Annotated in this window: 23 protein-coding genes and 1 tRNA gene; 9 read left to right on the top strand and 15 right to left on the bottom strand. The window is 71.1% G+C overall.

The window, feature by feature from the left end; genetic code table 11:
• Positions 1 to 193 precede the first annotated feature (193 nt).
• The 5 genes from MXD64_RS15745 to MXD64_RS15765 all read right to left on the bottom strand — a co-directional run bounded on the left by MXD64_RS15745 (position 194) and on the right by MXD64_RS15765 (position 3,146).
• Positions 194 to 397, bottom strand: coding sequence for a cold-shock protein (locus MXD64_RS15745; protein ID WP_017888049.1), 204 nt, complete (start codon positions 395 to 397; stop codon positions 194 to 196).
• A gap of 180 nt (positions 398 to 577) precedes the next feature.
• A complete protein-coding gene (locus MXD64_RS15750; protein ID WP_263136774.1) occupies positions 578 to 1,189 on the bottom strand; it encodes a LytR C-terminal domain-containing protein in 612 nt (203 codons plus the stop codon).
• Complete coding sequence (locus tag MXD64_RS15755; protein WP_231564081.1) at positions 1,186 to 1,497, bottom strand: DUF3263 domain-containing protein; 312 nt, start codon at positions 1,495 to 1,497, stop codon at positions 1,186 to 1,188. The genes MXD64_RS15750 and MXD64_RS15755 overlap by 4 nt, the downstream gene beginning before the upstream one ends.
• A gap of 96 nt (positions 1,498 to 1,593) precedes the next feature.
• Entirely contained in the window at positions 1,594 to 2,673 is a 1,080-nt protein-coding gene (locus MXD64_RS15760; protein WP_263136775.1) for a DUF2332 domain-containing protein, read from the bottom strand.
• Positions 2,673 to 3,146, bottom strand: coding sequence for a GNAT family N-acetyltransferase (locus tag MXD64_RS15765; protein WP_214518646.1), 474 nt, complete (start codon positions 3,144 to 3,146; stop codon positions 2,673 to 2,675). Before MXD64_RS15765 ends, MXD64_RS15760 begins: the two co-directional genes overlap by 1 nt.
• A gap of 65 nt (positions 3,147 to 3,211) precedes the next feature.
• Here MXD64_RS15765 and msrB point away from each other — a divergent pair, with 65 nt between their 5' ends.
• Positions 3,212 to 3,619: a peptide-methionine (R)-S-oxide reductase MsrB gene (gene msrB, locus MXD64_RS15770; RefSeq protein WP_017888054.1), complete on the top strand. Its 408-nt coding sequence runs from the start codon at positions 3,212 to 3,214 to the stop codon at positions 3,617 to 3,619.
• A 37-nt stretch (positions 3,620 to 3,656) separates the two neighbouring features.
• Positions 3,657 to 3,732 (top strand) — tRNA-Thr (locus tag MXD64_RS15775).
• 201 nt (positions 3,733 to 3,933) lie between these two features.
• On the opposite strand, the gene MXD64_RS15780 is transcribed toward MXD64_RS15775, so the two are convergent.
• Complete coding sequence (locus MXD64_RS15780) at positions 3,934 to 4,965, bottom strand: aldo/keto reductase (protein WP_056071789.1); 1,032 nt, start codon at positions 4,963 to 4,965, stop codon at positions 3,934 to 3,936.
• 53 nt (positions 4,966 to 5,018) lie between these two features.
• Positions 5,019 to 5,804 (bottom strand): alpha/beta fold hydrolase, encoded by a 786-nt coding sequence (locus MXD64_RS15785; protein WP_042539307.1) that lies wholly within the window; start codon positions 5,802 to 5,804, stop codon positions 5,019 to 5,021.
• Here MXD64_RS15785 and MXD64_RS15790 point away from each other — a divergent pair.
• Positions 5,803 to 6,606 carry an NAD(P)H-hydrate epimerase gene (locus MXD64_RS15790; RefSeq protein ID WP_031260218.1) on the top strand — a complete coding sequence of 268 codons (804 nt, stop codon included), beginning with the start codon at positions 5,803 to 5,805 and terminating at the stop codon, positions 6,604 to 6,606. The two genes, MXD64_RS15785 and MXD64_RS15790, sit on opposite strands and share 2 nt — an antisense overlap.
• 13 nt (positions 6,607 to 6,619) lie before the next feature.
• Here MXD64_RS15790 and MXD64_RS15795 read toward each other — a convergent pair whose 3' ends face one another.
• Positions 6,620 to 7,762, bottom strand: a complete 1,143-nt coding sequence (locus tag MXD64_RS15795; protein ID WP_263136776.1) for a glycerol dehydrogenase — start codon at positions 7,760 to 7,762, stop codon at positions 6,620 to 6,622.
• A 100-nt stretch (positions 7,763 to 7,862) separates the two neighbouring features.
• Between MXD64_RS15795 and ypfJ the strand changes: the two genes are divergently transcribed.
• Complete coding sequence (gene ypfJ, locus MXD64_RS15800; protein ID WP_017888059.1) at positions 7,863 to 8,756, top strand: KPN_02809 family neutral zinc metallopeptidase; 894 nt, start codon at positions 7,863 to 7,865, stop codon at positions 8,754 to 8,756.
• 102 nt (positions 8,757 to 8,858) lie between these two features.
• On the opposite strand, the gene MXD64_RS15805 is transcribed toward ypfJ, so the two are convergent.
• Entirely contained in the window at positions 8,859 to 9,791 is a 933-nt protein-coding gene (locus MXD64_RS15805; protein WP_017888060.1) for a DsbA family protein, read from the bottom strand.
• A gap of 243 nt (positions 9,792 to 10,034) precedes the next feature.
• Here MXD64_RS15805 and MXD64_RS15810 point away from each other — a divergent pair, with 243 nt between their 5' ends.
• Entirely contained in the window at positions 10,035 to 11,135 is a 1,101-nt protein-coding gene (locus MXD64_RS15810; protein WP_017888061.1) for an ABC transporter ATP-binding protein, read from the top strand.
• A gap of 84 nt (positions 11,136 to 11,219) precedes the next feature.
• The gene (locus tag MXD64_RS15815) at positions 11,220 to 12,527 is read left to right on the top strand and encodes a DUF4032 domain-containing protein (RefSeq protein ID WP_017888062.1); all 1,308 of its coding nucleotides are present in this window, start codon (positions 11,220 to 11,222) and stop codon (positions 12,525 to 12,527) included.
• Positions 12,528 to 12,962: 435 nt separating this feature from the next.
• Here the strand turns inward: MXD64_RS15815 and rlmB are convergent, their stop codons facing one another.
• Genes rlmB through MXD64_RS15835 form a run of 4 tightly spaced genes read right to left on the bottom strand, consistent with a single transcriptional unit; the run spans position 12,963 to position 17,193 of the window.
• On the bottom strand, positions 12,963 to 13,973 hold the full coding sequence (gene rlmB, locus MXD64_RS15820) for a 23S rRNA (guanosine(2251)-2'-O)-methyltransferase RlmB (protein WP_017888063.1): 1,011 nt from the start codon (positions 13,971 to 13,973) through the stop codon (positions 12,963 to 12,965).
• Between the two features lie 28 nt (positions 13,974 to 14,001).
• Positions 14,002 to 15,411: a cysteine--tRNA ligase gene (cysS, locus tag MXD64_RS15825; RefSeq protein WP_263136777.1), complete on the bottom strand. Its 1,410-nt coding sequence runs from the start codon at positions 15,409 to 15,411 to the stop codon at positions 14,002 to 14,004.
• Between the two features lie 32 nt (positions 15,412 to 15,443).
• Complete coding sequence (gene ispD, locus MXD64_RS15830) at positions 15,444 to 16,706, bottom strand: 2-C-methyl-D-erythritol 4-phosphate cytidylyltransferase (protein ID WP_411512261.1); 1,263 nt, start codon at positions 16,704 to 16,706, stop codon at positions 15,444 to 15,446.
• Positions 16,707 to 16,710: 4 nt separating this feature from the next.
• Complete coding sequence (locus tag MXD64_RS15835) at positions 16,711 to 17,193, bottom strand: CarD family transcriptional regulator (RefSeq protein ID WP_017888066.1); 483 nt, start codon at positions 17,191 to 17,193, stop codon at positions 16,711 to 16,713.
• A 141-nt stretch (positions 17,194 to 17,334) separates the two neighbouring features.
• On the opposite strand from MXD64_RS15835, the gene MXD64_RS15840 reads away from it, so the two are divergent.
• On the top strand, positions 17,335 to 17,937 hold the full coding sequence (locus tag MXD64_RS15840) for a hypothetical protein (RefSeq protein WP_140448501.1): 603 nt from the start codon (positions 17,335 to 17,337) through the stop codon (positions 17,935 to 17,937).
• A 273-nt stretch (positions 17,938 to 18,210) separates the two neighbouring features.
• Here the strand turns inward: MXD64_RS15840 and MXD64_RS15845 are convergent, their stop codons facing one another.
• Both MXD64_RS15845 and MXD64_RS15850 read right to left on the bottom strand, forming a co-directional pair.
• Positions 18,211 to 18,891, bottom strand: a complete 681-nt coding sequence (locus tag MXD64_RS15845; protein WP_017888068.1) for a response regulator transcription factor — start codon at positions 18,889 to 18,891, stop codon at positions 18,211 to 18,213.
• The gene (locus MXD64_RS15850; protein ID WP_017888069.1) at positions 18,888 to 20,054 is read right to left on the bottom strand and encodes a sensor histidine kinase; all 1,167 of its coding nucleotides are present in this window, start codon (positions 20,052 to 20,054) and stop codon (positions 18,888 to 18,890) included. The genes MXD64_RS15845 and MXD64_RS15850 overlap by 4 nt, the downstream gene beginning before the upstream one ends.
• A 146-nt stretch (positions 20,055 to 20,200) precedes the next feature.
• On the opposite strand from MXD64_RS15850, the gene phoU reads away from it, so the two are divergent.
• The gene (phoU, locus tag MXD64_RS15855) at positions 20,201 to 20,869 is read left to right on the top strand and encodes a phosphate signaling complex protein PhoU (RefSeq protein ID WP_017888070.1); all 669 of its coding nucleotides are present in this window, start codon (positions 20,201 to 20,203) and stop codon (positions 20,867 to 20,869) included.
• A gap of 31 nt (positions 20,870 to 20,900) precedes the next feature.
• Complete coding sequence (locus MXD64_RS15860) at positions 20,901 to 21,449, top strand: AAA family ATPase (RefSeq protein ID WP_042539320.1); 549 nt, start codon at positions 20,901 to 20,903, stop codon at positions 21,447 to 21,449.
• Positions 21,450 to 21,624 lie beyond the last annotated feature (175 nt).

Below are 21,624 nucleotides of genomic sequence, written 5' to 3' on the forward strand. Positions count from 1 at the left end.
ACGCCGATTCTGGCACTCGACGGGTGCGAGTGCAACACAGTCGGGAGGCTCGTGACGACTTCCCAGGACACGCCACGTCCGGCGGACCCCGCACCACCGCCGCGGTCGCGCTCCCCGCACCCGTCCTCACCCCCCCCCCACACGACGAACGCGCCGCCCCTGACGGGACGGCGCGTTCTGGAAGTGGTGGTGCTCAGGCGGGGCGGACGGACTCTGCCTGCGGGCCCTTCGACCCGGTCCCGACGTCGAACACGACGGCCTGGCCCTCCTCGAGGACCTTGTAACCCGACATGTCGATGGCCGAGTAGTGCACGAACACGTCCTGGCCCCCTCCATCCACGGTGATGAAGCCGAAGCCCTTTTCAGCGTTGAACCACTTCACGGTTCCGTTGGCCATGATCTCTTGCTCCCTGGTACTGCAGTGCGGAACGACGTGATCGTCGTCTGCATGGGACTCTGACCGAACGCGCCGGATCAGGCAAGAGGTGTGACGTTGTTTCACGTCGATTCCGTCAGAATTCAACGTGCCCGAAACACACCCGTCACACAATGCGCGAAAAACGCGGTGGTGCCGGGATCAACCGGTGTAGTCCGCGCCGAGGACGACACTCACGTCCGCGTTCGGGAACGCCGCCGACTGCTGCACCGCGGTGACCCCGAGCTGCTTCGCGATGCCCTGCGCGACCGCCGCCTGCGACGCCTGCTGATAATAGACGATCGTCGACGTCGAACCCGTCGTGCCGGCGTCACCGGTCGAGGAGACCTGCCAGCCGGCACCGGTCAGCGCCGCACTCGCCCGGCTGGCCAGGCCCGTGGTGGTCGTGCCGTTCAGGACCACGACGGTGGTGGTGCCCTGCTGCGCCGGCGTCGCGGCCGCAGCACTGCCCGCGCCGGACCCCGCGGAGCCCGATCCGGCCGACGAGGACGCGGACGGCTTCGACGTCGCCGAGGGCTTCGCGGTGGCGGACGCCGACGTGGACGCCGACGGAGAGTCCGAGCTGTTGAAGGAGTAGCTGCCGTTCAGCAGCGCGAGCACGAGCACGCCGATGCCGACGAGCACCCCGGTGGCGAGTGCCGCCCAGGCGAAGGCGATCCAGCCACGGCCGCGACGCTGGGCACCGCGGTGCGCACCGACCCGCGGGCCGTCGGCGACGTCGTCGAACCGGTCTCGGGGGAATCTCGTGCTCATCGTTCCTCTTCACGTCCTTCGGGAGCCACGCCTGGCGCGACGAAGCTGCGCGTGGCCCGGGCGCTGGTGCGCGCGTGCCGGAGCCGCTGCAGCCGGCTGACGAGCTGCGGGTCGTACGCGAGTGCCGCGGGCGAGTCGATCACGCGGTTCAGCACCTGGTAGTAGCGCGCCGCCGACATCTCGAACTCGACCCGGATCTCCGCTTCCTTCGTGCGGTCGTGCCGTGCCCGGTCCTGCTCGAACGACAGCACGCGCTGGGCGAGCTCGCTGAGCTGCTCAGTGCTGCGTTCGTCGGTGGGGCTGGTCACGGCGGTTCCGATCACGGTCGGGTAACGGGTCTCGCACATCGTAGGGGTGGAGTCGATCCGGACCCTGGCACGGGGCTGGACTGTCGCGAACACTGGTCACAGGTTCGGCGCACGGAACCAGCGCACGCGGGTACCGAACGGGTCGGAGGCGGCGACCGCGACCCCGTCGATCGCGGCCGTCGCGAACGCGTCCGGGTCAGCGGCGTCGACGTCATCGGGGAGCGTCGCGGCCACATCGCGCAGGATCCCGGTGCGCTCGAGGGCGATCCAGTGCACCCCCCGCTCACGGATCCGGTCCACGAACCGTTGCCGGTCCGCGCCCGGCACGTAGACAAGGGTCCCGGTGGTCAGGACGACCGGTTCGACGTCGTCCGGCAGGGCGTCCAGTGCACGGTCGAGGTCACCCGGCAGCGTGCCCCGGATCCGCACGGGAGGCACGGCGAGCGTCGCGCGCGCCGCCTCGCGCATCAGGGCGATCCGGTCCGTCGCCTCGGGCGGGACGGCCTCGACCAACCGGTTGAACGCGCCCGGTGCGGCGAGGTCGATCGGGTTCGGGTCGAGGGCGATCCGTGCGCCGATCCGGATCGGCCTGCTCGCCGGAGCTGGAAGGACCCCTGAGACGTCCGCGACGAGACGGACCGCGGGTTCGTAGACCGCCGTGTGCATCCGGACGAGCTCGGTGCGCGCCCCGCCGTGGTCGTCGCGCCCCGAGGAGTCGGGGCGCGACGACGGCACCGGGGCGCGTTCCGCCGGCACCCGGGACTCCGACGTCCGGTGGTCGAGCGTCACCCGGTCCGGGATCGAGCACAGCCCGGCGGCAGCCCCGGCATCGACCAGGCCGAGCGGCCGAGCGGAGCGTTCGGCGAGCGCCGCGAAGAGCGGGACGACCGGGGCGAGCCGCCGCGGGTCGTTGGCCTGCACCGTGGCGGACGCGAGGGCCGTGACCAGCGCGGGGCGGGCCTCCAGGCCGAGCGCGCCGAGCGCACCCGGGTCCGACGGGTCCGCGCCCAGCCGCCGCGCGACCGCGAAGAACAGTTCCGGCTGCCGCTGCTGCTCGGGGACCTCGGCGAGGAGCGCGACGAGGGCGTCGTCGAGCGACCGTGCCCAGGCGGCGTACGACGGTGAGACCGCCTCGATGCGGTCGGCGAAGGCGGCGTACCGGGCCCGGGTGCCCATCAGCGCCCAGGCCGGTGCATGCCGACGTGGCGGATGCCGGCCTCCACGTACGGCTCCCCGAACCGCACGAAGCCGTACCGCTCGTACAGGGCCGCGACGTACTCCTGGGCGTGCAGGACGAACGGGTCGTGTCCGTGTTCGTCGAGGACGGCGGCGACGAGCCGGCCGGCGATCCCCTGCCCGCGGTGCTCCGGGTCGGTCGCGACCCGCCCGATGACCCACGCCGGCGACTCGGCGCCGTCCGGGTGGACCTCGTCCGCCGCCGGGCGGATGAGCCGCAGGTACCCAACCGCAGCGGTGTCCGTACCGAACCACCAGTGCTCGGTGTCGGGCTCGCGGTCACGGCCGTCGAAGTCCTCGGCGGTGACCCGCTGCTCGAGCGCGAACACGCGGTTGCGCAGCACGACGATGCCGTACAGTGCGTCCGTCGTCAGACGGGTCCAGCGGGCGTGGTGCACGGAATGCTCGGACATCGTGGCGAGTTTACTGAAGTGGTCGGGAGTGCCCGGAAGAGCCCGACCGGAAGCAGGAGGAACCAATGGCATACAACGTCGACAAGTCCGACGCCCAGTGGCGCGAGGAGCTCTCCCCGGACCAGTACGCCGTCCTCCGCCAGGCGGGGACCGAACGACCGTGGACCGGTGAACTCCTCGACGAGGAGCGCGCCGGCGTCTACACCTGTGCGGCCTGCAACGCGGAGCTGTTCAAGAGCGGCACGAAGTTCGACTCCGGCTGCGGCTGGCCGTCGTTCTACGAGTCGGTGAACCCCGACGCCGTGCAGCTCATCGAGGACAACTCGCTCGGCATGGCCCGGACCGAGGTCCGGTGCGCGAGCTGCGGTTCGCACCTGGGCCACGTGTTCCCCGACGGGTTCGGCACCCCCACCGGTGACCGGTACTGCATGAACTCGATCTCGCTGAACTTCTCGGAGAAGTCGGGCGAGTGAGCCCCGGACGCCCTCACCGGTAGGATGAGCGGCGTCAGCCGGCATGGCGCAATTGGTAGCGCACCGTACTTGTAATACGGGGGTTGCGGGTTCAAGTCCCGCTGCCGGCCCCAGACGAAGCGATGCCCCGGGCGAAGTCTCGCCCGGGGCATCGGCACACGGAACGCGGATCAGGGGGCGTTCCGGGCGCTGGACGCGGTAACCAGCCGGTCGTGCGACGAGGATGACACCTCACCGACCCGCGCGTCCACACCCTGACCCCACATCCGCGGAAATCCGCACGATGTGCACGAACGCGCACGGGTCCTGTCCGCTCAGCGCCCGCCGGTGATCTTCCGTTCCCGCTGCGCGACGCCGGCCGTGCCGTAGGGGTAGTCGTCGATGCGGGGAGCGCTGGCGTCGGTCAGCCGGGCGAGCTCGTCGTCGGTGAGCACCAGGTCGGCGGCACCGAGGTTGTCCTCGAGCTGCGACAGGGTGCGGACACCGAGGATCACGCTCGTGACCGCGGGCCGGGCCAGCAGCCAGGCGAGTGCGACCTGCGACTTCGACGCGTCGTGGGCGTCGGCCACCTCGGAGACGGCGTCGAGCACCTCCCATGTGCGCTCGTCGCCGTTGCGGGCCTCCCACGCCTCCATGCCGCGCTCCGGGTTCTCGCCCAGGCGGGTGGCGCCGGACGGGGCCTCGTCACGCTGGTACTTGCCCGACAGCCAGCCGCCGGCCAGGGGCGACCAGGGCAGCAGGCCGATGCCGGCGTCGAGGCAGGCGGGCACGACCTCGTGCTCGATGTCGCGGACGAGCAGGTTGTACTGCGGCTGCAGGGTGACCGGCGGTGCCCAGCCGTGCGCCTTCGCCTCGTAGACGGCCTTGGTGACCTGGTAGCCGAGGTAGTTCGAGAACCCGTACGAGCCGATCTTGCCGGCGGACACGGCGTCGTCGAGGAACCGCAGGGTCTCGTCGATGGGGGTCAGGGCGTCCCAGGCGTGCATCTGGTACAGGTCGATGTGGTCGACGCCGAGCCGTTCGAGCGAGGCGTCGAGGGCCACGCGCAGGTGTCGTCGGGACAGCCCGAGGTCGTTCGGACCGTCGCCCTGCGGGAACCGGCCCTTGGTGGCGAGGACGACCTGCGCCGCCTCGGTGGGGTGTGCTGCGAGCCAGCGGCCGATGATCCGCTCGGACTCGTTGCCGGAGTAGACGTCCGCCGTGTCGACGAGCGTGCCACCGGCGGCCACGAAGGCGTCGAGGATGGCGTGTGAGGTGGGTTCGTCGGCTTCGCTGCCGAACGTCATGGTGCCGAGGGTCAGCGTCGACACCGATGTCCCGCTGTTGCCGAGGAGTCTGTAGTCCATGGCGGGGACGGTACGCCCGGTGGGGTCCGACCGAGGGGACCCACGAGTACCCCTCAGCGCGGGGCGGACAGGAACCGCAGCGCCGCTTCGCGGAACGGCCGCGAGGTCGGTGCGTTGAAGTGGTTGCGCCCCGGGATCTCGAAGAAGGTGGCGTCCGGTGCGGCCTCGGCGAGCCGGACCGCACTGTCGCGGATGCCGTCCTCGCTGCCGGCCGCGATCAGGAGCGGCTGCGCCGGGGCGTTCTGCGGGGTCGGCTCGATGCTGTTCCGCATCCCCTCGACCATGGCCACGAGCGCGCCGAGGTCGTTGCCCTCGACGTTGCCCGCCATCGTCAGGTAGCCGTTCGTCACGCGGTCCTCGATCGGGGTGCCGTCGGCGATGTAGGCCTTCGCCTGGTCGACGCGGACGCGACGCATCGGGTCGGCGTCCGGGATCCCGCCGAAGACCGCTCGCGAGATCCGGCCGGGCAGGCGTTCGGCGGTGTGCCAGCCGACGCGGGCGCCGAGCGAGTAGCCGAGGTACGCGACGTCGTCGAGCAGGTACGTGTCGATGACCGTGGTGACGTCGGCGACGAGCAGGTCCATCGAGTAGGCACCCGGGTCGTGCGGCTTCGCGCTCGCGCCGTGCCCCCGCTGGTCGAGCGCCAGCACGCGGTAGCCGGCACGGACCAGGTGTCGCGTCCAGCCCGATGCGTGCCAGTTGAGCACCGCGCCGGAGGCGAACCCGTGCACCGCGATGACGGCCGGGGCGTCGGGGTCGCCGAAGTCGTAGGTCGCGAGTCGCAGCCCGTCGGGCGACATCACGAACCGGGGGCGGGGCGCTTCGGGGACGAGTGACATGTCCTCTCCAGCGTATCGGGGCAGTGTGGTCGCCATGGACGGCTACGGCGGCGATCAGATCCGGGCGGCGGAACGCCCCCACCTCGACGCGGGGGAACCGCTCATGCAGCGAGCCGCCGCAGGGCTCGCGCGCATCGTCGGCGACCTGCTGGACGACCCGGCCGTGCGGCCGGTCGACGGGCCGGGATCGGTCCTCGTGCTGGCGGGCAGCGGCGACAACGGCGGGGACGCCCTGTTCGCGGGTGCTCGCCTGGCAGCGGCCGGGAGGCACGTGGCGGTCCTGCGCGTCGGCTCCCGTGTCCACGCGGCCGGCCTGGCAGCGGCGCTGGACGCCGGCGCCCGTCTGCTCGACGGCGCGTCCGGCACCTCGGGACCGAACGCGGGCGGAGCGGCCGACATCCTGCGGGCAGCCGGCCGGAGCGACGGCGAGCGCCTGGCCGCCGTCGCGACCGAGGCGGCACTCGAGGCCGACCTGGTGCTCGACGGCATCCTCGGCATCGGGGTGCACGGCGCGACCGCACTGCGGTCCCCCGCCCGCGAGGTCGTGGACGCGATCCGCGAGCTCGCCCGCGACCAGCGCGCGCCGTTCGTCGTCGCGGTCGACGTGCCGAGCGGCGTCGACGTGGACACCGGCGGCGTCGCGGACGACCACGTCCTGCACGCCGACGTCACCGTCACGTTCGGCGGCGTGAAGGCCGGACTGCTGACCGGACCCGCCGCCACCCTCGCGGGTCGGATCGAACTCGTCGACGTCGGGATCGGTGCGGACCTGGCGACGATGGAACCGCTGATCCGCACCTGATCCCGCGCCGGGGTCAGTGGTGCTCGTACAGCACGGGCTCCGGCAGACCGTGCTCGGCGCGGATGCTGCGCGCGATGCCCTCGATCGCGACCAGGGCGTCGACCACGAGCTCCGGCGTGACGGGGAACGGCATGTTGTGGATGGTCTCGCCCTCCGCCGTCGCGGCCTCGGCCACGGCGTGCAGCACGTCGCGGTCGTCCACCGTCAGGCCGATCTCGGTCAGGGTGTTCGGCAGGCCGACCTTCGTGGTGAAGACGACGAAGTCCTCGATCTCCTCCGCCGGGGCCCCCTCGAGCACGAGCTGCGCGATCGTGCCGATGTTGACCTTCTGCCCGTGCGCCAGGCCGTGGGCCTGCGGAGCGGCGGTCAGCCCGTTGTGGATCGCGTGGGCGGCGGCGAGCCCGCCCGACTCGAACCCCAGGCCGGACAGCAGCGTGTTCGCCTCGACGACCTTCTCGAGCGCGGGGGTGACGACCTTGGCCGTGACGGCCTCGATGGCCTGCAGGGCGTTCTCGTGCAGGAGCCTCCACGACAGTTCGGCCAGCGCGACGCCGGTCTGGGTCTGCAGGCCGCCGGCCATGGTGTCGGCGTTGGCACGCTTCGCGGCACGGGCCTCGACCCAGGTCGCCAGCGCGTCGCCGATGCCCGCGACCAGGAACTGCACCGGGGCGTTGGCGACGAGCCTGGTGTCGATGAGCACGAGGTCCGGGTTGTGCGGGAAGAAGCGGTACTCGATGAACTCGCCCTCGGCGGTGTAGATGACGGCGAGCGCCGAGGTGGGGGCGTCGGTGGACGCGGCCGTCGGGACGCTCGCCCACCGGATGCCGGCCAGGTGTCCGGCGGCCTTCGCGGCGTCGATGGCGGAGCCGCCGCCGAGTCCCACGATGACGTCGGCGTCCTTCGCGGCGATCTGCTCGACGAGCTCGTCGACGGCTTCGGGGGTGGCGAAGCGGCCGAACCCGACACGCTCGACGGCCAGGTCGGCGGACCGGAAGCTCTCGGTGACGGCGGTCTCGACGATGCCCCAGACCACGTCGTCGGCGACGATCAGGGGCCGCTTGCCGATCGGGGCGATGAACTCGCCGACGCGGGTGATCGCGTCCTTGCCCTGGACGTAGCGAGCGGGGCTCATCACGGTGCTGATGGGAGTGGCCATCGTGCGGTTCCTTCCGGTTGTACGACAGGTGTACGTCAGGTGTCGGGGTGGCCGACGCCGCCGACGGTACGCGGGGCCGCTGATCGGTAGGTTCGGGGCCATGACGTTCAACGACGATGCTCGGCTCCGGGGCGGCAAGGTCAAGCGGCGGGGTCGCACCACGGCGATCGGCGGTGGTGCCGTGGGTGTCGGCGCCGTCGTGGTGTTCCTGATCCTGCAGTTCACGGGGGTCGACCTGAGCGGGATCGTCGGCGGCGACAACGGCCTGACGACGATCCAGCAGGGGGGCGAGTCCGCCGACGCCGCCCCCGAGTGCCGGACCGGGCGGGATGCCAACCTGCGCGTCGAGTGCCGGATGGAGGGCGCAGCCGAGTCCCTCGACGCCTACTGGACGTCCGAGGCACGATCCCTCGGCATCTCGTACACCTCGCCGGAGTTCTTCCTGTTCCAGGACTCCACCGACACCGCGTGCGGGCAGGCGTCCGCCGCGACCGGCCCGTTCTACTGCCCGCCGGACCGGGCGGTCTTCCTGGACACCGCGTTCTACGACGACCTGCAGTCGCAGTACGGCTCGTCAGGCGGTCCGCTCGCGCAGATGTACGTCGTCGCGCACGAGTGGGGGCACCACATCCAGCAGCTGCAGGGGTCCTTCGCGAGCACCGACCGCTCCGGCACGGGGGCGTCGTCGGACAGCGTCCGCGTCGAGCTGCAGGCGGACTGCTACGCCGGAGCCTGGGTCGGCGACGCCGCGACCACCGAGGACGCGGACGGCGAGACCTTCTTCGAGCCGATCACCCGGACACAGATCACGGACGCCCTGTCGGCGGCGAGTGCGGTGGGCGACGACAGCATCCAGGAGCGTGCGACCGGCCGCGTCGACCCGGACTCGTTCACGCACGGGTCGAGCGAGCAGCGGCAGCGCTGGTTCCTGCGGGGCTACCAGCAGGGTGCGACGCACTGCGACACCCTGAGCATCCCGGGTTCGGCCCTGTAGCCGCGCCGTTGCGGACGTCAGGCCCGGTGCCAGCTGGCACCGGGCCTCCCGTCCGTGGTCAGCGCGTCAGCGCTCGTCCGGACGTCAGCGCTTGGTCGGACGTCAGCGCTTGGTCGGCGTGGGCGTCGGGGTCGCGCTCGGCGTGGGCGTCGGGGTCGCGTCGGTCGTCCCGGCGGCCGTCACCACGAAGGTGCGGAAGTCGTCGTTCGTGACCGGCGAGGTCAGTTCGTACCGCTGGCCGTTCACGAGCACGAGCGGCGTGCCCGGGAACTCCTTGAGCGTCGACCCGGGGATGGTGCCGTCGGACACCTTCGACGTCTGCTCGTCCACCCACTTGGCGTAGTCCTGGTCGGTGATGCAGCTCCGGACGGCGCTGCGCTCCTGGAGTCCCTGCACACCCGTGACGACGTCGGTGAGCTCCGCGTCCGTCAGGCCCGCCGTGCCCTCGTCCGGCTGCTTCGCGAAGAGCGCCTGGTTGACCGCGTAGAACTGGTTCGGCGAGTGCTCGGCGACGCAGGCAGCGGCGTTCGCGGCGCGGAGCGAGTACTTCGTGCCCTGCGAGCGGTTCGACAGGATCGCGACGGGGTGGATGTCGACCGTGGCCGCCCCGGAGTCGACCAGGTCCTTGATGTAGTCACCGTTGGCCCGCTCGAACTGGCCGCAGCCGGGGCAGAGGTAGTCGACGTACAGGGTGATCCGGACGGTCCCGGCACCGTCGGTCTCGGCGTTGCTCGGGGCGGCAGAGGCCGATCCGGATGCGGACGCGGTGACCGGCTTCAGGTCCTGTCCGATCGTGATGCCGCCCTGCGACATCGTCGACGGTCCGGGCCCGGCGGGCTTCACGGAGTCGACGAGGACGAGCGTGACGATCGTCGCGGCGGCGAGGAGCACGACCCCGAGCCCGATCTGCAGTCCGAGCCGGACACCGCGCTGGCGTCGCTTCTGCTGGGTCCGGGCACGCTGGGCTCGCTGGCGGGCGGCTTCACGGCGCTCGTTCCGCGCGGCGCGGGCAGCACCCTCGGGGCGGTTGTTCATCGGTGCGTCGTCCTCCTGATCGGTGTCCGCTCGGCGTTCCCCTGCTCGGCGGACGGACCCGGCGATTGTAGTGGGGCGCTCTGGGAAGCAGCCGACCAAGGGGGAAAACACTGGCGCACCCGGGTGAACTCGTGTTGTATGAAGCTCGACAGTCGACGACGACTGTCCGGGGCCCGTACGGGCACACCGCTTCACTCGGATCGTCCGGCACGTACCTGCCGGTGAAGGAAGGACCGAACGCTCATGGCGTCCGTCACCTATGACAAGGCAACCCGTCTCTACCCCGGAGGCAACCGTCCCGCGGTCGACTCCCTCGACCTGGACGTCGCCGACGGCGAGTTCCTCGTCCTCGTCGGCCCCTCGGGCTGCGGCAAGTCCACCTCGCTCCGCATGCTGGCCGGCCTCGAAGAGGTCAACTCCGGTCAGATCCGCATCGGCGACCGCGACGTCACGGACGTCCCGCCGAAGGACCGCGACATCGCGATGGTGTTCCAGAACTACGCGCTGTACCCGCACATGACCGTCGCCGAGAACATGGGCTTCGCGCTCAAGATCGCCGGCGTCGGCAAGGAAGAGCGCGCCACCCGCGTGCAAGAAGCCGCCAAGCTCCTCGACCTCGAGGACTACCTCGGCCGCAAGCCGAAGGCGCTCTCCGGTGGTCAGCGTCAGCGCGTCGCGATGGGCCGTGCGATCGTCCGTCAGCCGCAGGTGTTCCTCATGGACGAGCCGCTGTCGAACCTCGACGCCAAGCTCCGCGTCCAGACCCGCACGCAGATCGCGTCGCTGCAGCGTCGTCTCGGCGTCACCACGGTCTACGTCACGCACGACCAGACCGAGGCACTGACGATGGGTGACCGCATCGCGGTGCTCAAGGACGGCATCCTGCAGCAGGTCGGCACCCCGCGCGACCTGTACGAGAAGCCGAACAACGTGTTCGTCGCCGGCTTCATCGGTTCGCCGGCCATGAACCTGCTGCCCGCCGACGTCATCGAGGGCGGCATCAAGTTCGGCACGCTCAACCACGCGATCGACCGCGACACCCTGTCGAACGCCCGTGCCGCACAGATCACGGTCGGCATCCGCCCCGAGGACGTCGTCGTGTCGCAGTCCGGCGAGGGCCTGCCCGTCACGGTCGACGTCGTCGAGGAGCTCGGCGCCGACGGCTACCTCTACGGTCACGCCGACGTGAACGGCCAGCGCGCCGACATCGTCGCCCGCGTCGACGGTCGTGCGCACCCGTCGATCGGTGACACGATCGTCATCACGCCGAAGCAGGGCCACGTGCACGCCTTCGACACCGAGTCGGGCGACCGCCTCGACGACAAGGCCGTCGTCAGCGCGTAACCAGCGCACTCCCCCGAGAGCCCGCGCCCGCCTCACCAGGCCGGACGCGGGCTCTCGGCTGTCCCCGACACCAGAGGAACCACCGTGCCCGACTCGATGTCCATCACCGCCGCCACCGTCGACCCCGGCCTGCTCGACCTGCCGTGGGACCTGCCGCTCGCCGACTGGCCCGACGACGCGATCGTCGCGCTGCCGAAGGGCATCTCTCGGCACCTCGTGCGGTTCGTGCACCTGAGCGGGTACGTCGCCGCGGTGAAGGAGACCGGCGAAGAGGTCGCCCGGTCCGAGTACGAGATGCTCCGGACCCTGCAGCGCATGGACGTGCCGTGCGTGGACCCGGTCGCGGTCATCACGAACCGCGCCGATGCCGACGGTGAACCACTGCACCCCGTGCTCGTGACCCGTCACCTGCGGTTCTCGCTGCCCTACCGTGCGCTCTACTCGCAGACGCTGCGCCCGGAGACCGCCACCCGTCTGGTCGACGCCCTCGCGCTGCTGCTCGTCCGCCTGCACGTCATCGGCTTCTACTGGGGCGACGTGTCCCTGTCGAACACGCTGTTCCGTCGCGACGCCGGCGCCTTCGCCGCGTACCTGGTCGACGCGGAGACCGGCAAGCTCTACCCCGGCGGGCTGTCGAACGGCCAGCGCGAGAACGACCTCGAGGTCGCCCGCGTGAACATCGCCGGCGAGCTCCTCGACCTGGAGGCCGGCGGACGGCTCGACGAGAACGCCGACCCCGTGGACGTCTCGAACCGCATCGTCGCCCAGTACCGCACGCTCTGGACCGAGCTCACCGGCACCGAGCAGTTCGACATCAAGGAACGCTGGCGCATCAACGACCGCGTGGAGCGCCTGAACGAGCTCGGCTTCGACATCGAAGAACTGTCGATCCACACGACCGAGGGCGGCTCGCAGGTCCGGATCCAGCCGAAGGTCGTCGACGCCGGGCACCACCAGCGCCGACTGCTGCGGCTCACCGGGCTCGACGCCGGCGAGAACCAGGCCCGGCGCCTGCTCAACGACCTCGACTCGTACCGTGCCCGCAACGGCCGTGACGAACTCGACGAGGAGATGGTGGCGCACGAGTGGGTCTCACGGGTCTTCGAGCCCGTCGTCCGGTCGATCCCCCGTGACCTGCGCGGTCGGCTCGAACCCGCCGAGGTGTTCCACGAGCTGCTCGAGCACCGCTGGTTCATGTCCCAGCAGGAGGAGCGTTCCGTCTCCCTGCCCGAGGCCACGACCGCGTACATCAACGACGTGCTCCGCCACCGTCGCGACGAGCGCCTGCTCATCAACCCGCCGACCTCGTCGATCACCGTGCCGATCCCGGTGCTCGACGACGATGCCGCCGATGAGTCCGACGACGTGGACGACTGGCGCGCCACCGTCTGACGCGGTCCCCGGTCGGTCACGACGCCCCGCCGGGTGGGTGCCGACTGGTCACAGACCGTCGCTGGCGGCGTCGCGCAGCGACGACTCATGACCACACGGCCGACACCCGCCGACGGGTCGCGGCCGCTCGGGGTTCGAGAACGCGACCGCCTGGAGGCCCGGCGTGCGTCCCGGAGACCGGTGCCGGCCCTCCAGACCGTCACCTGCACCGCCGGTGGTGCCGTTGGACGTCGAGCGGTCACGACACCCCGCCAGGTGCACGCCGGCAGGTCACGAACCGTCGCCTGCGGCGTCGCGCAGCGACGAGTCGTGACCACACGGCGGGCATCATCCGACGTGTCCTGACCCGTCGGGCCTGCCCCGGTCGGCGCCGCACGCAGGAACGGCCGCCTCCCACGAGGGGAGGCGACCGTTGCTGCGGACGAAGCGCCGGGGCTACGCGGTGCGGCGGCGCCGCGCGACCTCCCACAGGGTGACGCTCGCGGCGATGCCGGCGTTCAGGGACTCGGTGGCGCTCGAGATCGGGATCGACACGATGGCATCGCAGGTCTCGGTGACCAGGCGCGACAGGCCCTTGCCCTCGGAACCGACGACGATCACGATCGGGCGGTCGGCGAGCTCGAGGCCGTCGAGCTCCACGTCACCGTCGCCGTCGAGGCCCAGGACGAACAGGCCCATCGACTTGAGCGACTTCAGGGTCTGCGTCAGGTTCGGGGCCATCGCGACGGGGGTGCGGGCCGCGGCACCGGCCGAGGTCTTCCACGCCGACGCCGTCACACCGACCGAGCGACGCTGCGGCACGATGACGCCGTGTCCACCGAAGGCCGCGGTCGAGCGGATGATCGCACCGAGGTTGCGGGGGTCCGTGATGCCGTCGAGGGCGACGAGCAGCGGGACCTGGTCGCGCGAGAACGCCTGCTCGACGATGTCCTCGGACACGGCGTACTGGTACGCCGGCACCTTGAGGGCGACGCCCTGGTGCACGCTGTCGTGTCCGGTGATGCGGTCGAGCTCGGGACGCATGAGCTCGATGATCGGCACGCCACGGTGGTTCGCGAGCGCGAGGATCTCCTTCACACGGTCGTCGACCTCGATGCGCGACGCGATGTAGAGCGTCGACGACGGGGTCTTCGTGCGCAGCGCCTCGAGCACCGAGTTGCGCCCGGTCACCAGCTCGGAGTCGTCGGTCTTGCGTGCCGGCGGACGGCCGGTGCGACCCTGCGGGGTGCTCGAGGAACCGTGCCGACCCTTGGCCGCCTCGAAGCGGTCCTTCGCGGCCTTGCGCTTGCCCGCGGGGTGGTACGGGCGGTCCTCGGCCTTCGGGGTCGGCTTGCGGCCCTCGAGCGCCTGCGCGCCCTGTCCGCCGGAACCGACTTGCTTGTTGCCCTTGCGACCGGCGCGGACGGCGCCGGGCCGACCCTTCTTGCTTCCCGAGACGTTCTTCATGCGTAGCTCCTGTTCGGCACTGCCGTGTTCAGGCGATGCTCCAGCGTGTTCCGGACGGCGTGTCCTCGATCGTGATGCCCGCGTCGGCGAGGTCGTCGCGCACGCGGTCGGCCGCGGTGAAGTCCCGTGCTGCCCTGGCGTCCGCGCGCTCCTGCACGAGGCGTTCGACGAGGGCGGCGAGCGGGCCTGCCGAGGTGTCGTGGCCGCCGCCCGACCAGTGGGCGGCTCGCGGGTCGATGCCGAGCACCTCCACCATCGCAGCCACCTGATGGTACGCGGTCCCGAGCGTTTCCGCATCGTCGGCGTCCAGGGCGGCGTTGCCGGTGCGCACGGTTTCGTGCAGCACGGCCAGGGCCTGGGGCACGGAGAGGTCGTCGTCCATGGCCGCGGCGAAGGCCTCGGGCACGGATGGGGCATCGGTGAGGTGGACGCCCTCGAGCCGGGGCTCGGCGCGCTCCAGGAACCCGGCGATGCGGTCGTACGCCGCCTCGGCCTCGGCCAGGGAGCCCTCGTGGTGGTCGATCGACGAGCGGTAGTGGGCGGCGCCGAGGAAGTACCGGACGACCGCGGGACGAGCAGATCCGATGAAGTCCGCGGCGAAGATCGAGTTGCCGAGCGACTTCGACATCTTCTGCCCCTCGACCGTCACCAGGCCGTTGTGCAGCCAGTACGACGCGAACGGGTCCCCGGCGGCCGTGGACTGCGCGAGCTCGTTCTCGTGGTGCGGGAAGCGCAGGTCGAGCCCGCCGCCGTGGATGTCGAACGCGGGGCCGAGGTACCGACGTGACATCGCCGAGCACTCGATGTGCCAGCCCGGACGGCCGGCGCCCCACGGGGAGTCCCAGTTGGCGGTCGACGGTTCGCCGGGCTTCGCACCCTTCCAGAGCGCGAAGTCACGGGCGTCGCGCTTGCCACGCGGATCGGCGTCGGCAGCCTCGACCATGTCCTCGCGCCGCTGCCGGGTGAGCACCCCGTAGTCGGCCCAGCTGCCGGTGTCGAAGTAGACGTCGCCCGAGCCGTCGTCGGCGGCGTAGGCGTGCCCGCGGTCGATGAGACGCTGGATGATCTCGTGCATCTGCGGCACGCTCGCCGTGGCCCGCGGCTCGTAGGTCGGGGGCAGGATGCCGAGGGCGTTGTACGCGGCGGTGAACTCGAGCTCGACCCGGTAGGCGCGTGCGAACCACGCCTCGTCCGTGCCGGCAGCCAGGTCGAGGACCTTGTCGTCGATGTCGGTGACGTTGCGCACCAGGGTCACCCGGTACCCGCGGTGGGTGAGCCACCGGCGCCAGATGTCGTAGACCAGCGCGGACCGCAGGTGCCCGATGTGCGGCGACGACTGCACCGTCGGCCCACAGACGTAGACGCTCACGTGTCCGTCGACCAGGGGCACGAGGTCGACGACGGCTGCGGCGCGGGAGTCGTAGAGGCGAACGGTCACGCCTCAACCCTAATCGGCGCGGGGCCGCGGTTTCAGGAGGGACGCACGAGCGCGGTGGCGATCGCGGCGAGCCCCTCACCGCGGCCGGTGAACCCGAGTCCGTCCGTCGTGGTGCCGGACACCGCCACGGGTGCGCCGACCACGGCGGACAGGGCGTCCTGCATCTCGTCACGGCGACGACCGATGCGCGGCCGGTTGCCGATGACCTGCACGGTGACCGACACCGGCACGAGCCCCGCGTCGGCGAGCAGCGTGACCGCGCCGCGGACGAAGACGTCGCCCGTGGCGCCGGCGTACTGCGGGTCGGCGGTGCCGAAGCGGCCGCCGATGTCGCCGAGGCCCCCGGCGGAGAGCAGGGCGTCGCACACCGCGTGCGCCACCGCGTCGCCGTCGCTGTGGCCGGAGAGCCCGGGTTCGCCGGGGAAGTCGAGCAGCCCGACGCGGCAGGGCGAGGCGTCGTCGAAGGCGTGCACGTCCACCCCGAGCCCGAGTCGGACCACGACGGCGTCCGCCTGGCCGGCACCCGCCGCACCAGCACCAGCACCGGCTTCGGACCGCGCCCGCGCGATCGACTCGGCCCGGCCGAGGTCCCACGGCGTCGTGATCTTGAAGGCGTCGGCGTCACCCGGTACGAACCGGACGGTGCCCCCGACGGCCTGGAACACGCCGGCATCGTCCGTCTCGGACTGCGACGAAACCGCGTACGCCCGCCGGAGTGCGGCGAGGGGGAAGCCCTGCGGCGTCTGCACCCCGACGAGTGCGGCACGGTCGACGGTCTCGACGACGACGTCACCGTCGACGCGCTTCACGGTGTCCGTGACGGGGAGTGCCGGCACGACGCCCGCACCGTCCCCGGCGGCGACGGCGTCGAACACCCGCGCGAACTGCGCCGCGGGTGTCAGGCACCGTGCCGCGTCGTGCACGAGCACCGTGGTGACGGAGTCCGGCAGCACGGCCAGGCCGGCCTCGACCGAACCGTGGCGATCCGCGCCTCCGGCCACGACGGCCGTGTACGCGACCGCAGCACCCGCGACGGAACCGACCACCTGCCGGCACTCGTCCAGGTGCGACGCCGGTGCGACCACGACGACGAGCGTCGGCGACGGCAACGCGAACAGGGGCTCGAGTGCCCGCGCGAGCATCAGCGAACCGGCCACGGGCACGAACGCCTTCGCCGTCCCGATGCCGAGCCGGGTGCCGGACCCCGCTGCAACGACGACGACCGCCCGGTCCACCCCGTCGGGGAACCGTGCGGTCGTCGTTCGTGCTGTCGCGCTCAGTGGTTCAGCGTTCAGGCGTTCAGGAGGCCAGGACCTCGTCGAGGACGGTCGATGCCTTGTCCTCGTCGGTCTTCTCGGCCAACGCGAGCTCGGAGATCAGGATCTGCCGGGCCTTGGCCAGCATCCGCTTCTCACCCGCGGAGAGCCCGCGGTCCTGATCGCGCCGCCAGAGGTCGCGGACGACCTCGGACACCTTGATGACGTCACCGGAAGCGAGCTTCTCGAGGTTCGCCTTGTACCGGCGTGACCAGTTCGTGGGCTCTTCCGTGAACGGCGCCCGGAGGACCTCGAACACCTTGTCGAGCCCTTCCTTGCCGATCACGTCGCGGACGCCGACCAGGTCGACGTTGTCCGCCGGGACCTCGATCGTCAGGTCGCCCTGCGTCACCCGCAGCTTCAGGTAGACCTTTTCCTCGCCCTTGATGACGCGAGTCTTGACTTCAGAGATGGTTGCCGCCCCGTGATGGGGGTAGACGACGGTCTCGCCGACCTCGAATTGCATGTATCAGGCTCCGTTCCCAGACCTCCAGTTTACCACAAGGGCCGTTCCGGTAAGGGGACCCTCAGCGCTCACCCCTCCCGGTGATCGCTAGGATGGGCGCGGGGACCGCCCGGTCCCCATCGTGACTTACGGAGGAATCTCTTGCGACCTCGGGTACTCGTGTCCGTCGCCGTTGCGGCAACCATCGCGCTCGGCGCCACCGGGTGCGAGTTCATGTCGCCGGCCCACACCGTCGACATCAAGCAGATCACCGACGGCGTGGACGTCTCGACCGGCAAGGTCGACGTGCGGAACGCCCTGCTGATCTCGGACGACGGCGAGAGCGCCCGCTTCATCGGCACGCTCGTGAACAACGACGACCAGGACGACTACACCGTCTCGATCGAGATCGGCGGCGACACCCAGACCGTCGACGTGCCGGCGAACAGCCACGTCGACCTCGCCATGGCAGCGGGTGCGGGCAGCGACGCCGAGTCGAGCGTGCAAGAGGGCGACACCACCCAGGGCACCACCGCCGCCGACGCCGAGCCGATCGTGTTCGACAACGCGGACGCGAAGCCCGGGTCGCTCGTCAAGGTCTACTTCAGCTACCCCGACGCCGAGGGCACCTCGGCGAACGTGCCGGTGCTGACCAGCTCGCAGGAGGAGTACCAGACCCTCGCGCCGAGCCCGACCCCGGAGCCGACCGACACGGTCACGCTGCCGACCTCGACCCCGACGGCCACGCCGACGGACGGCCAGTAGTCCGTCCGCGCTGACGCGACGCTCGACCACTGCAGACCGGGAGGCCCGGTGCCGGTCCCAGGGACCGGCACCGGGCCTCCTGTCCGTGCGGTGCACACACCAGCCGTCGCCAGCCGTCGCCAGCCGTCGCGCGCGCCCTCGCGCGCGGCCCGGTCATGACTCGTCGCAGACCACTCGTCGAGTGGTCACGAACCGTCATTGCAAGGCGCCGGAGGCGACGACTTGCGACCACTCCCAGGACGACGCGCGGTGAGTCGTGACCGGTCGCGGGGCCTAGGCCTCGATGCGGTAGCCGAGACCGCGGACCGTCACCAGGATCTCGGGGGTCGACGGCACCCGCTCGATCTTCGAGCGGATGCGCTTGATGTGCACGTCGAGGGTCTTGGTGTCGCCGAAGTAGTCGGACCCCCACACCCGGTCGATGAGCTGCCCACGGGTCAGCACGCGGCCGGCGTTCCGGAGCAGCAGCTCGAGGAGCTCGAACTCCTTGAGCGGCATCGGCGTCTCGGACCCGTCGACGGACACCGTGTGGCGCTCGACGTCCATCCGGATGCCGCCGACCTGCAGGATGCCGCTGTCGGCCGGGTCGTCCTCGGTACGCCGTCGGAGCACCGCACGGATCCGGGCCAGGAGCTCCCGCGTCGAGTACGGCTTCGTGACGTAGTCGTCGGCGCCGAGTTCGAGCCCGACGACGATGTCCACCTCCGAGTCCTTCGCGGTCAGCATGATGATCGGCGCGTTCGAGCGGGTCCGGATCTGCCGGCACACCTCGGTGCCGCTCAGGCCCGGCAGCATGAGGTCGAGGAGCACCAGGTCGGGGTTCTCCGTGTCGAACTTCGACAGCGCTGTCACGCCGTCGGCAGCGACGGAGGTCTCGTACCCCTCACGCTGCAGCAGGAACTCCAGGGGCTCGCTCAGGGCCGGCTCGTCGTCGACGATGAGGATCTTGGTCACGATGGCTGCTCTTCCAGTTGCTCTTCGAGGGCTGTGGTCAGTTCGGGATCTGCCTCGGGCAGACGGATGGTGAAGGTCGAGCCCTTGCCGGACTGCGACCAGACGCGCACGTCACCACCGTGGTTGCTGACGACGTGCTTGACGATCGCGAGCCCGAGGCCGGTGCCCCCGGTGGCGCGCGACCGTGCGGGATCGACACGGTAGAACCGTTCGAAGACGCGGTCGAGGTCGGCCTCGGGGATGCCGACACCCTGGTCGGTGACGGCGATCTCGACGAAGCCCTTCGACGACCGGACGCCCACACCGACGCGGGTGCCGTCCGGCGAGTACTTCACCGCGTTGGCGATGAGGTTCGACACCGCGACCTGCAGCAGGCCCGGGTCGCCCATCACCCGCAGCTTCGACTTCTTGGCGCGGATGATCTCGATCGACCGGGCGCGGGCGACGACCTCGTTGCCGTCGATGGCGGCCTGCACGATCTTGTCGATGCCGGTCTCCTCGCTGTTCTCGAGCGCGTCGACCGACTGCAGGCGGGACAGCTCGATGATGTCCTTCGTCAGCGCCCCGAGCCGCTCGGACTCGGTGATGAGCTGCGCGGCGAACTTCTTGACGTGCGCGGGGTCGTCGGCGGCGAGCACGAGCGTCTCCGACAGCAGCCCGATGGCACCGATCGGGGTCTTCAGCTCGTGCGAGATGTTGGCGACGAAGTCGCGGCGGACCTCGTCGATGCGGCGGCTCTCGGTCAGGTCGTCCGCGGTGAGCAGGACGTACCGGTTGCCCAGCTGGGCCGCGCGGAAGCTGAGGTAGCCGATGAGCTCCCCGTGGCGGCCGCGTGGCAGCTCGAGGTCCTCCGCCCCCATCTCCCCGCTCTTGCGCACCCGGTCGATCAGGCCGAGCAGCTCCTGGTGCACCAGACGTCGGCGCACGACGAGCCCCGCGGTGAGTGCCTGGGGCGATGCCGCGACGACGGTGTTCGACGGGTCGATGACGACCGCCGGGTTGTGCATCGTCGAGATGACCGCTGCGACACCGTCCGGCAGGGTCCGCTCCGCCACGTCGGCAGCACGTGCCGTGCGCTCGGCGGTGATGATCAGCACCACGACGCCCGCGCCGAAGACCCCGCCGAGGAGCATCGACAGTGGCACGAGCCACGCGTTGTCCATGCCGCCAGTGTAGGGATGGTCATGCGGGGTTCCGGTACCGTTCACCGTCCGCGGAAGGCCAGAACGCGAAGCGTTCAGCCCCGCGTCACCGTTCGTTCACCTGCGCTGACGACACTCGTCCGGTACGCAGAGAGAGGTACTCCCCCATGCGCGAAGTCTTCCAGCAGGAACTCCAGGACGTCCAGGAGCGACTGACCGAGATCGCCGGGCTCGTCGAGTCCGCCATCACCCGAGCCACGCAGGCCTTCGGCGACTCCGACGTCGCCCTCGCCGAAGAGGTGATCGCCGACGACGAGAAGATCGACCTCGCTGCGAACAGCCTCGACGAGATCGCGATCGACATCCTGGCCCGCCAGGCGCCGGTGGCCCGCGACCTGCGCGTCGTCGTCACCGCCCTGCGCGTCAGCTCCTCGCTCGAGCGCATGGGCGACATGGCCGAGCACATCGCGCAGCTCGCCCGCCAGCGCTTCCCCGAGAAGGTCGTGCCGAAGGGCCTCCGCAGCACCTTCAAGGAGATGGGCAAGCACGACGTCGCGATGGCGCAGAAGCTCACGCGCCTGCTCGCCACCGAGGACATCGCACTGTCGGCCGAGATCCGCGACGAGGACGACGCCGTCGACGAGCTGCACGCCAGCGTCTTCGACTTCGTGCTCGGCGAGGCCTGGAAGGGCGGCCCGATCGACACGGTCGACGCCACCCTGGCCTCCCGCTACCACGAGCGCTTCGCCGACCACGCGGTCTCGATCGCGAAGAAGGTCGAGTACCTGGCGACCGGCGACTGGACCGGCGCGTCCACCTCGACCGCGGCGGTCTGACCCGACCCGATCGGTCTGCGAGGATCGTGGCATGGCCCAGGTCGCGATCATCGTCAACGGCATGCCCGGTTCCGGCAAGAGCACGATCGGCACGGCACTCGCCGAGGTGCTCGGCTGCCCGTTCCTGTCGAAGGACCGCATCAAGGAGCCCCTGGCCGACGTCGTCGGCCCGATGATCGCCTCCCGTCCGCTCGGCGGCATCGCCATGGACACGATGTGGTCCATGGCCCGGGCCGTCGAGAACGGGGTCGTCCTCGACGCCGTCTGGCTGCCGTCCCGCGACCGGGACCGCCTGGAGGCCGGGCTCGCCTCCGCCGGGTCGCCGCGCGCCGTCGAGGTGTGGTGCGACACGGACCGCGCCGCCGCCGAGCAGCGGCTGCGGGACCGGTACGACCCGGGCACCGTGCCGGTGCGGCACGAGGTGCACGGGGACATGGCCGACGTGCTGGCCTTCTGGGACGAGCACGGCGACGACGCGCACCCGGTCGGGCTCGCCGGTGTCCCGGTGATCCGGGTCGACACCACGAAGCCCTACGACGTCGGGGCCCTGGTGCAGGAGATCGCGTCGCACTTCGTCTGACCAGCCACGGCTCGTCGAGCCGACCGTGCTGCCGGAGCGACACGTCGTCGACGGGGCGATCCGTTCCTCCTGGCAGAGCGACAGGAGTCGGCGGAACGTTGGCGGCCCACTGTCGCTTCCGGGAAGCACGGCACACGCACCAACGCCCCGCCCGGATGCCGGACGGGGCGTTCTG

The sequence above is a fragment of the Curtobacterium sp. Arg-1 genome, assembly GCF_025643395.1.
GTDB classification, from domain to species: Bacteria; Actinomycetota; Actinomycetes; order Actinomycetales; family Microbacteriaceae; genus Curtobacterium; species Curtobacterium poinsettiae.

What these genes read in the sequence shown, in the direction of transcription:
- MXD64_RS15745 (WP_017888049.1), bottom strand. Translation starts at nt 397, where the DNA reads ATGGCCAACGGAACCGTGAAGTGGTTCAACGCTGAAAAGGGCTTCGGC.
- MXD64_RS15750 (WP_263136774.1), bottom strand. Translation starts at nt 1,189, where the DNA reads ATGAGCACGAGATTCCCCCGAGACCGGTTCGACGACGTCGCCGACGGC.
- MXD64_RS15760 (WP_263136775.1), bottom strand. Translation starts at nt 2,673, where the DNA reads ATGGGCACCCGGGCCCGGTACGCCGCCTTCGCCGACCGCATCGAGGCG.
- MXD64_RS15765 (WP_214518646.1), bottom strand. Translation starts at nt 3,146, where the DNA reads ATGTCCGAGCATTCCGTGCACCACGCCCGCTGGACCCGTCTGACGACG.
- msrB (WP_017888054.1), top strand. Translation starts at nt 3,212, where the DNA reads ATGGCATACAACGTCGACAAGTCCGACGCCCAGTGGCGCGAGGAGCTC.
- MXD64_RS15780 (WP_056071789.1), bottom strand. Translation starts at nt 4,965, where the DNA reads ATGGACTACAGACTCCTCGGCAACAGCGGGACATCGGTGTCGACGCTG.
- MXD64_RS15790 (WP_031260218.1), top strand. Translation starts at nt 5,803, where the DNA reads ATGTCCTCTCCAGCGTATCGGGGCAGTGTGGTCGCCATGGACGGCTAC.
- MXD64_RS15785 (WP_042539307.1), bottom strand. Translation starts at nt 5,804, where the DNA reads ATGTCACTCGTCCCCGAAGCGCCCCGCCCCCGGTTCGTGATGTCGCCC.
- MXD64_RS15795 (WP_263136776.1), bottom strand. Translation starts at nt 7,762, where the DNA reads ATGGCCACTCCCATCAGCACCGTGATGAGCCCCGCTCGCTACGTCCAG.
- ypfJ (WP_017888059.1), top strand. Translation starts at nt 7,863, where the DNA reads ATGACGTTCAACGACGATGCTCGGCTCCGGGGCGGCAAGGTCAAGCGG.
- MXD64_RS15805 (WP_017888060.1), bottom strand. Translation starts at nt 9,791, where the DNA reads ATGAACAACCGCCCCGAGGGTGCTGCCCGCGCCGCGCGGAACGAGCGC.
- MXD64_RS15810 (WP_017888061.1), top strand. Translation starts at nt 10,035, where the DNA reads ATGGCGTCCGTCACCTATGACAAGGCAACCCGTCTCTACCCCGGAGGC.
- rlmB (WP_017888063.1), bottom strand. Translation starts at nt 13,973, where the DNA reads ATGAAGAACGTCTCGGGAAGCAAGAAGGGTCGGCCCGGCGCCGTCCGC.
- MXD64_RS15835 (WP_017888066.1), bottom strand. Translation starts at nt 17,193, where the DNA reads ATGCAATTCGAGGTCGGCGAGACCGTCGTCTACCCCCATCACGGGGCG.
- MXD64_RS15850 (WP_017888069.1), bottom strand. Translation starts at nt 20,054, where the DNA reads ATGGACAACGCGTGGCTCGTGCCACTGTCGATGCTCCTCGGCGGGGTC.
- phoU (WP_017888070.1), top strand. Translation starts at nt 20,201, where the DNA reads ATGCGCGAAGTCTTCCAGCAGGAACTCCAGGACGTCCAGGAGCGACTG.
- MXD64_RS15860 (WP_042539320.1), top strand. Translation starts at nt 20,901, where the DNA reads ATGGCCCAGGTCGCGATCATCGTCAACGGCATGCCCGGTTCCGGCAAG.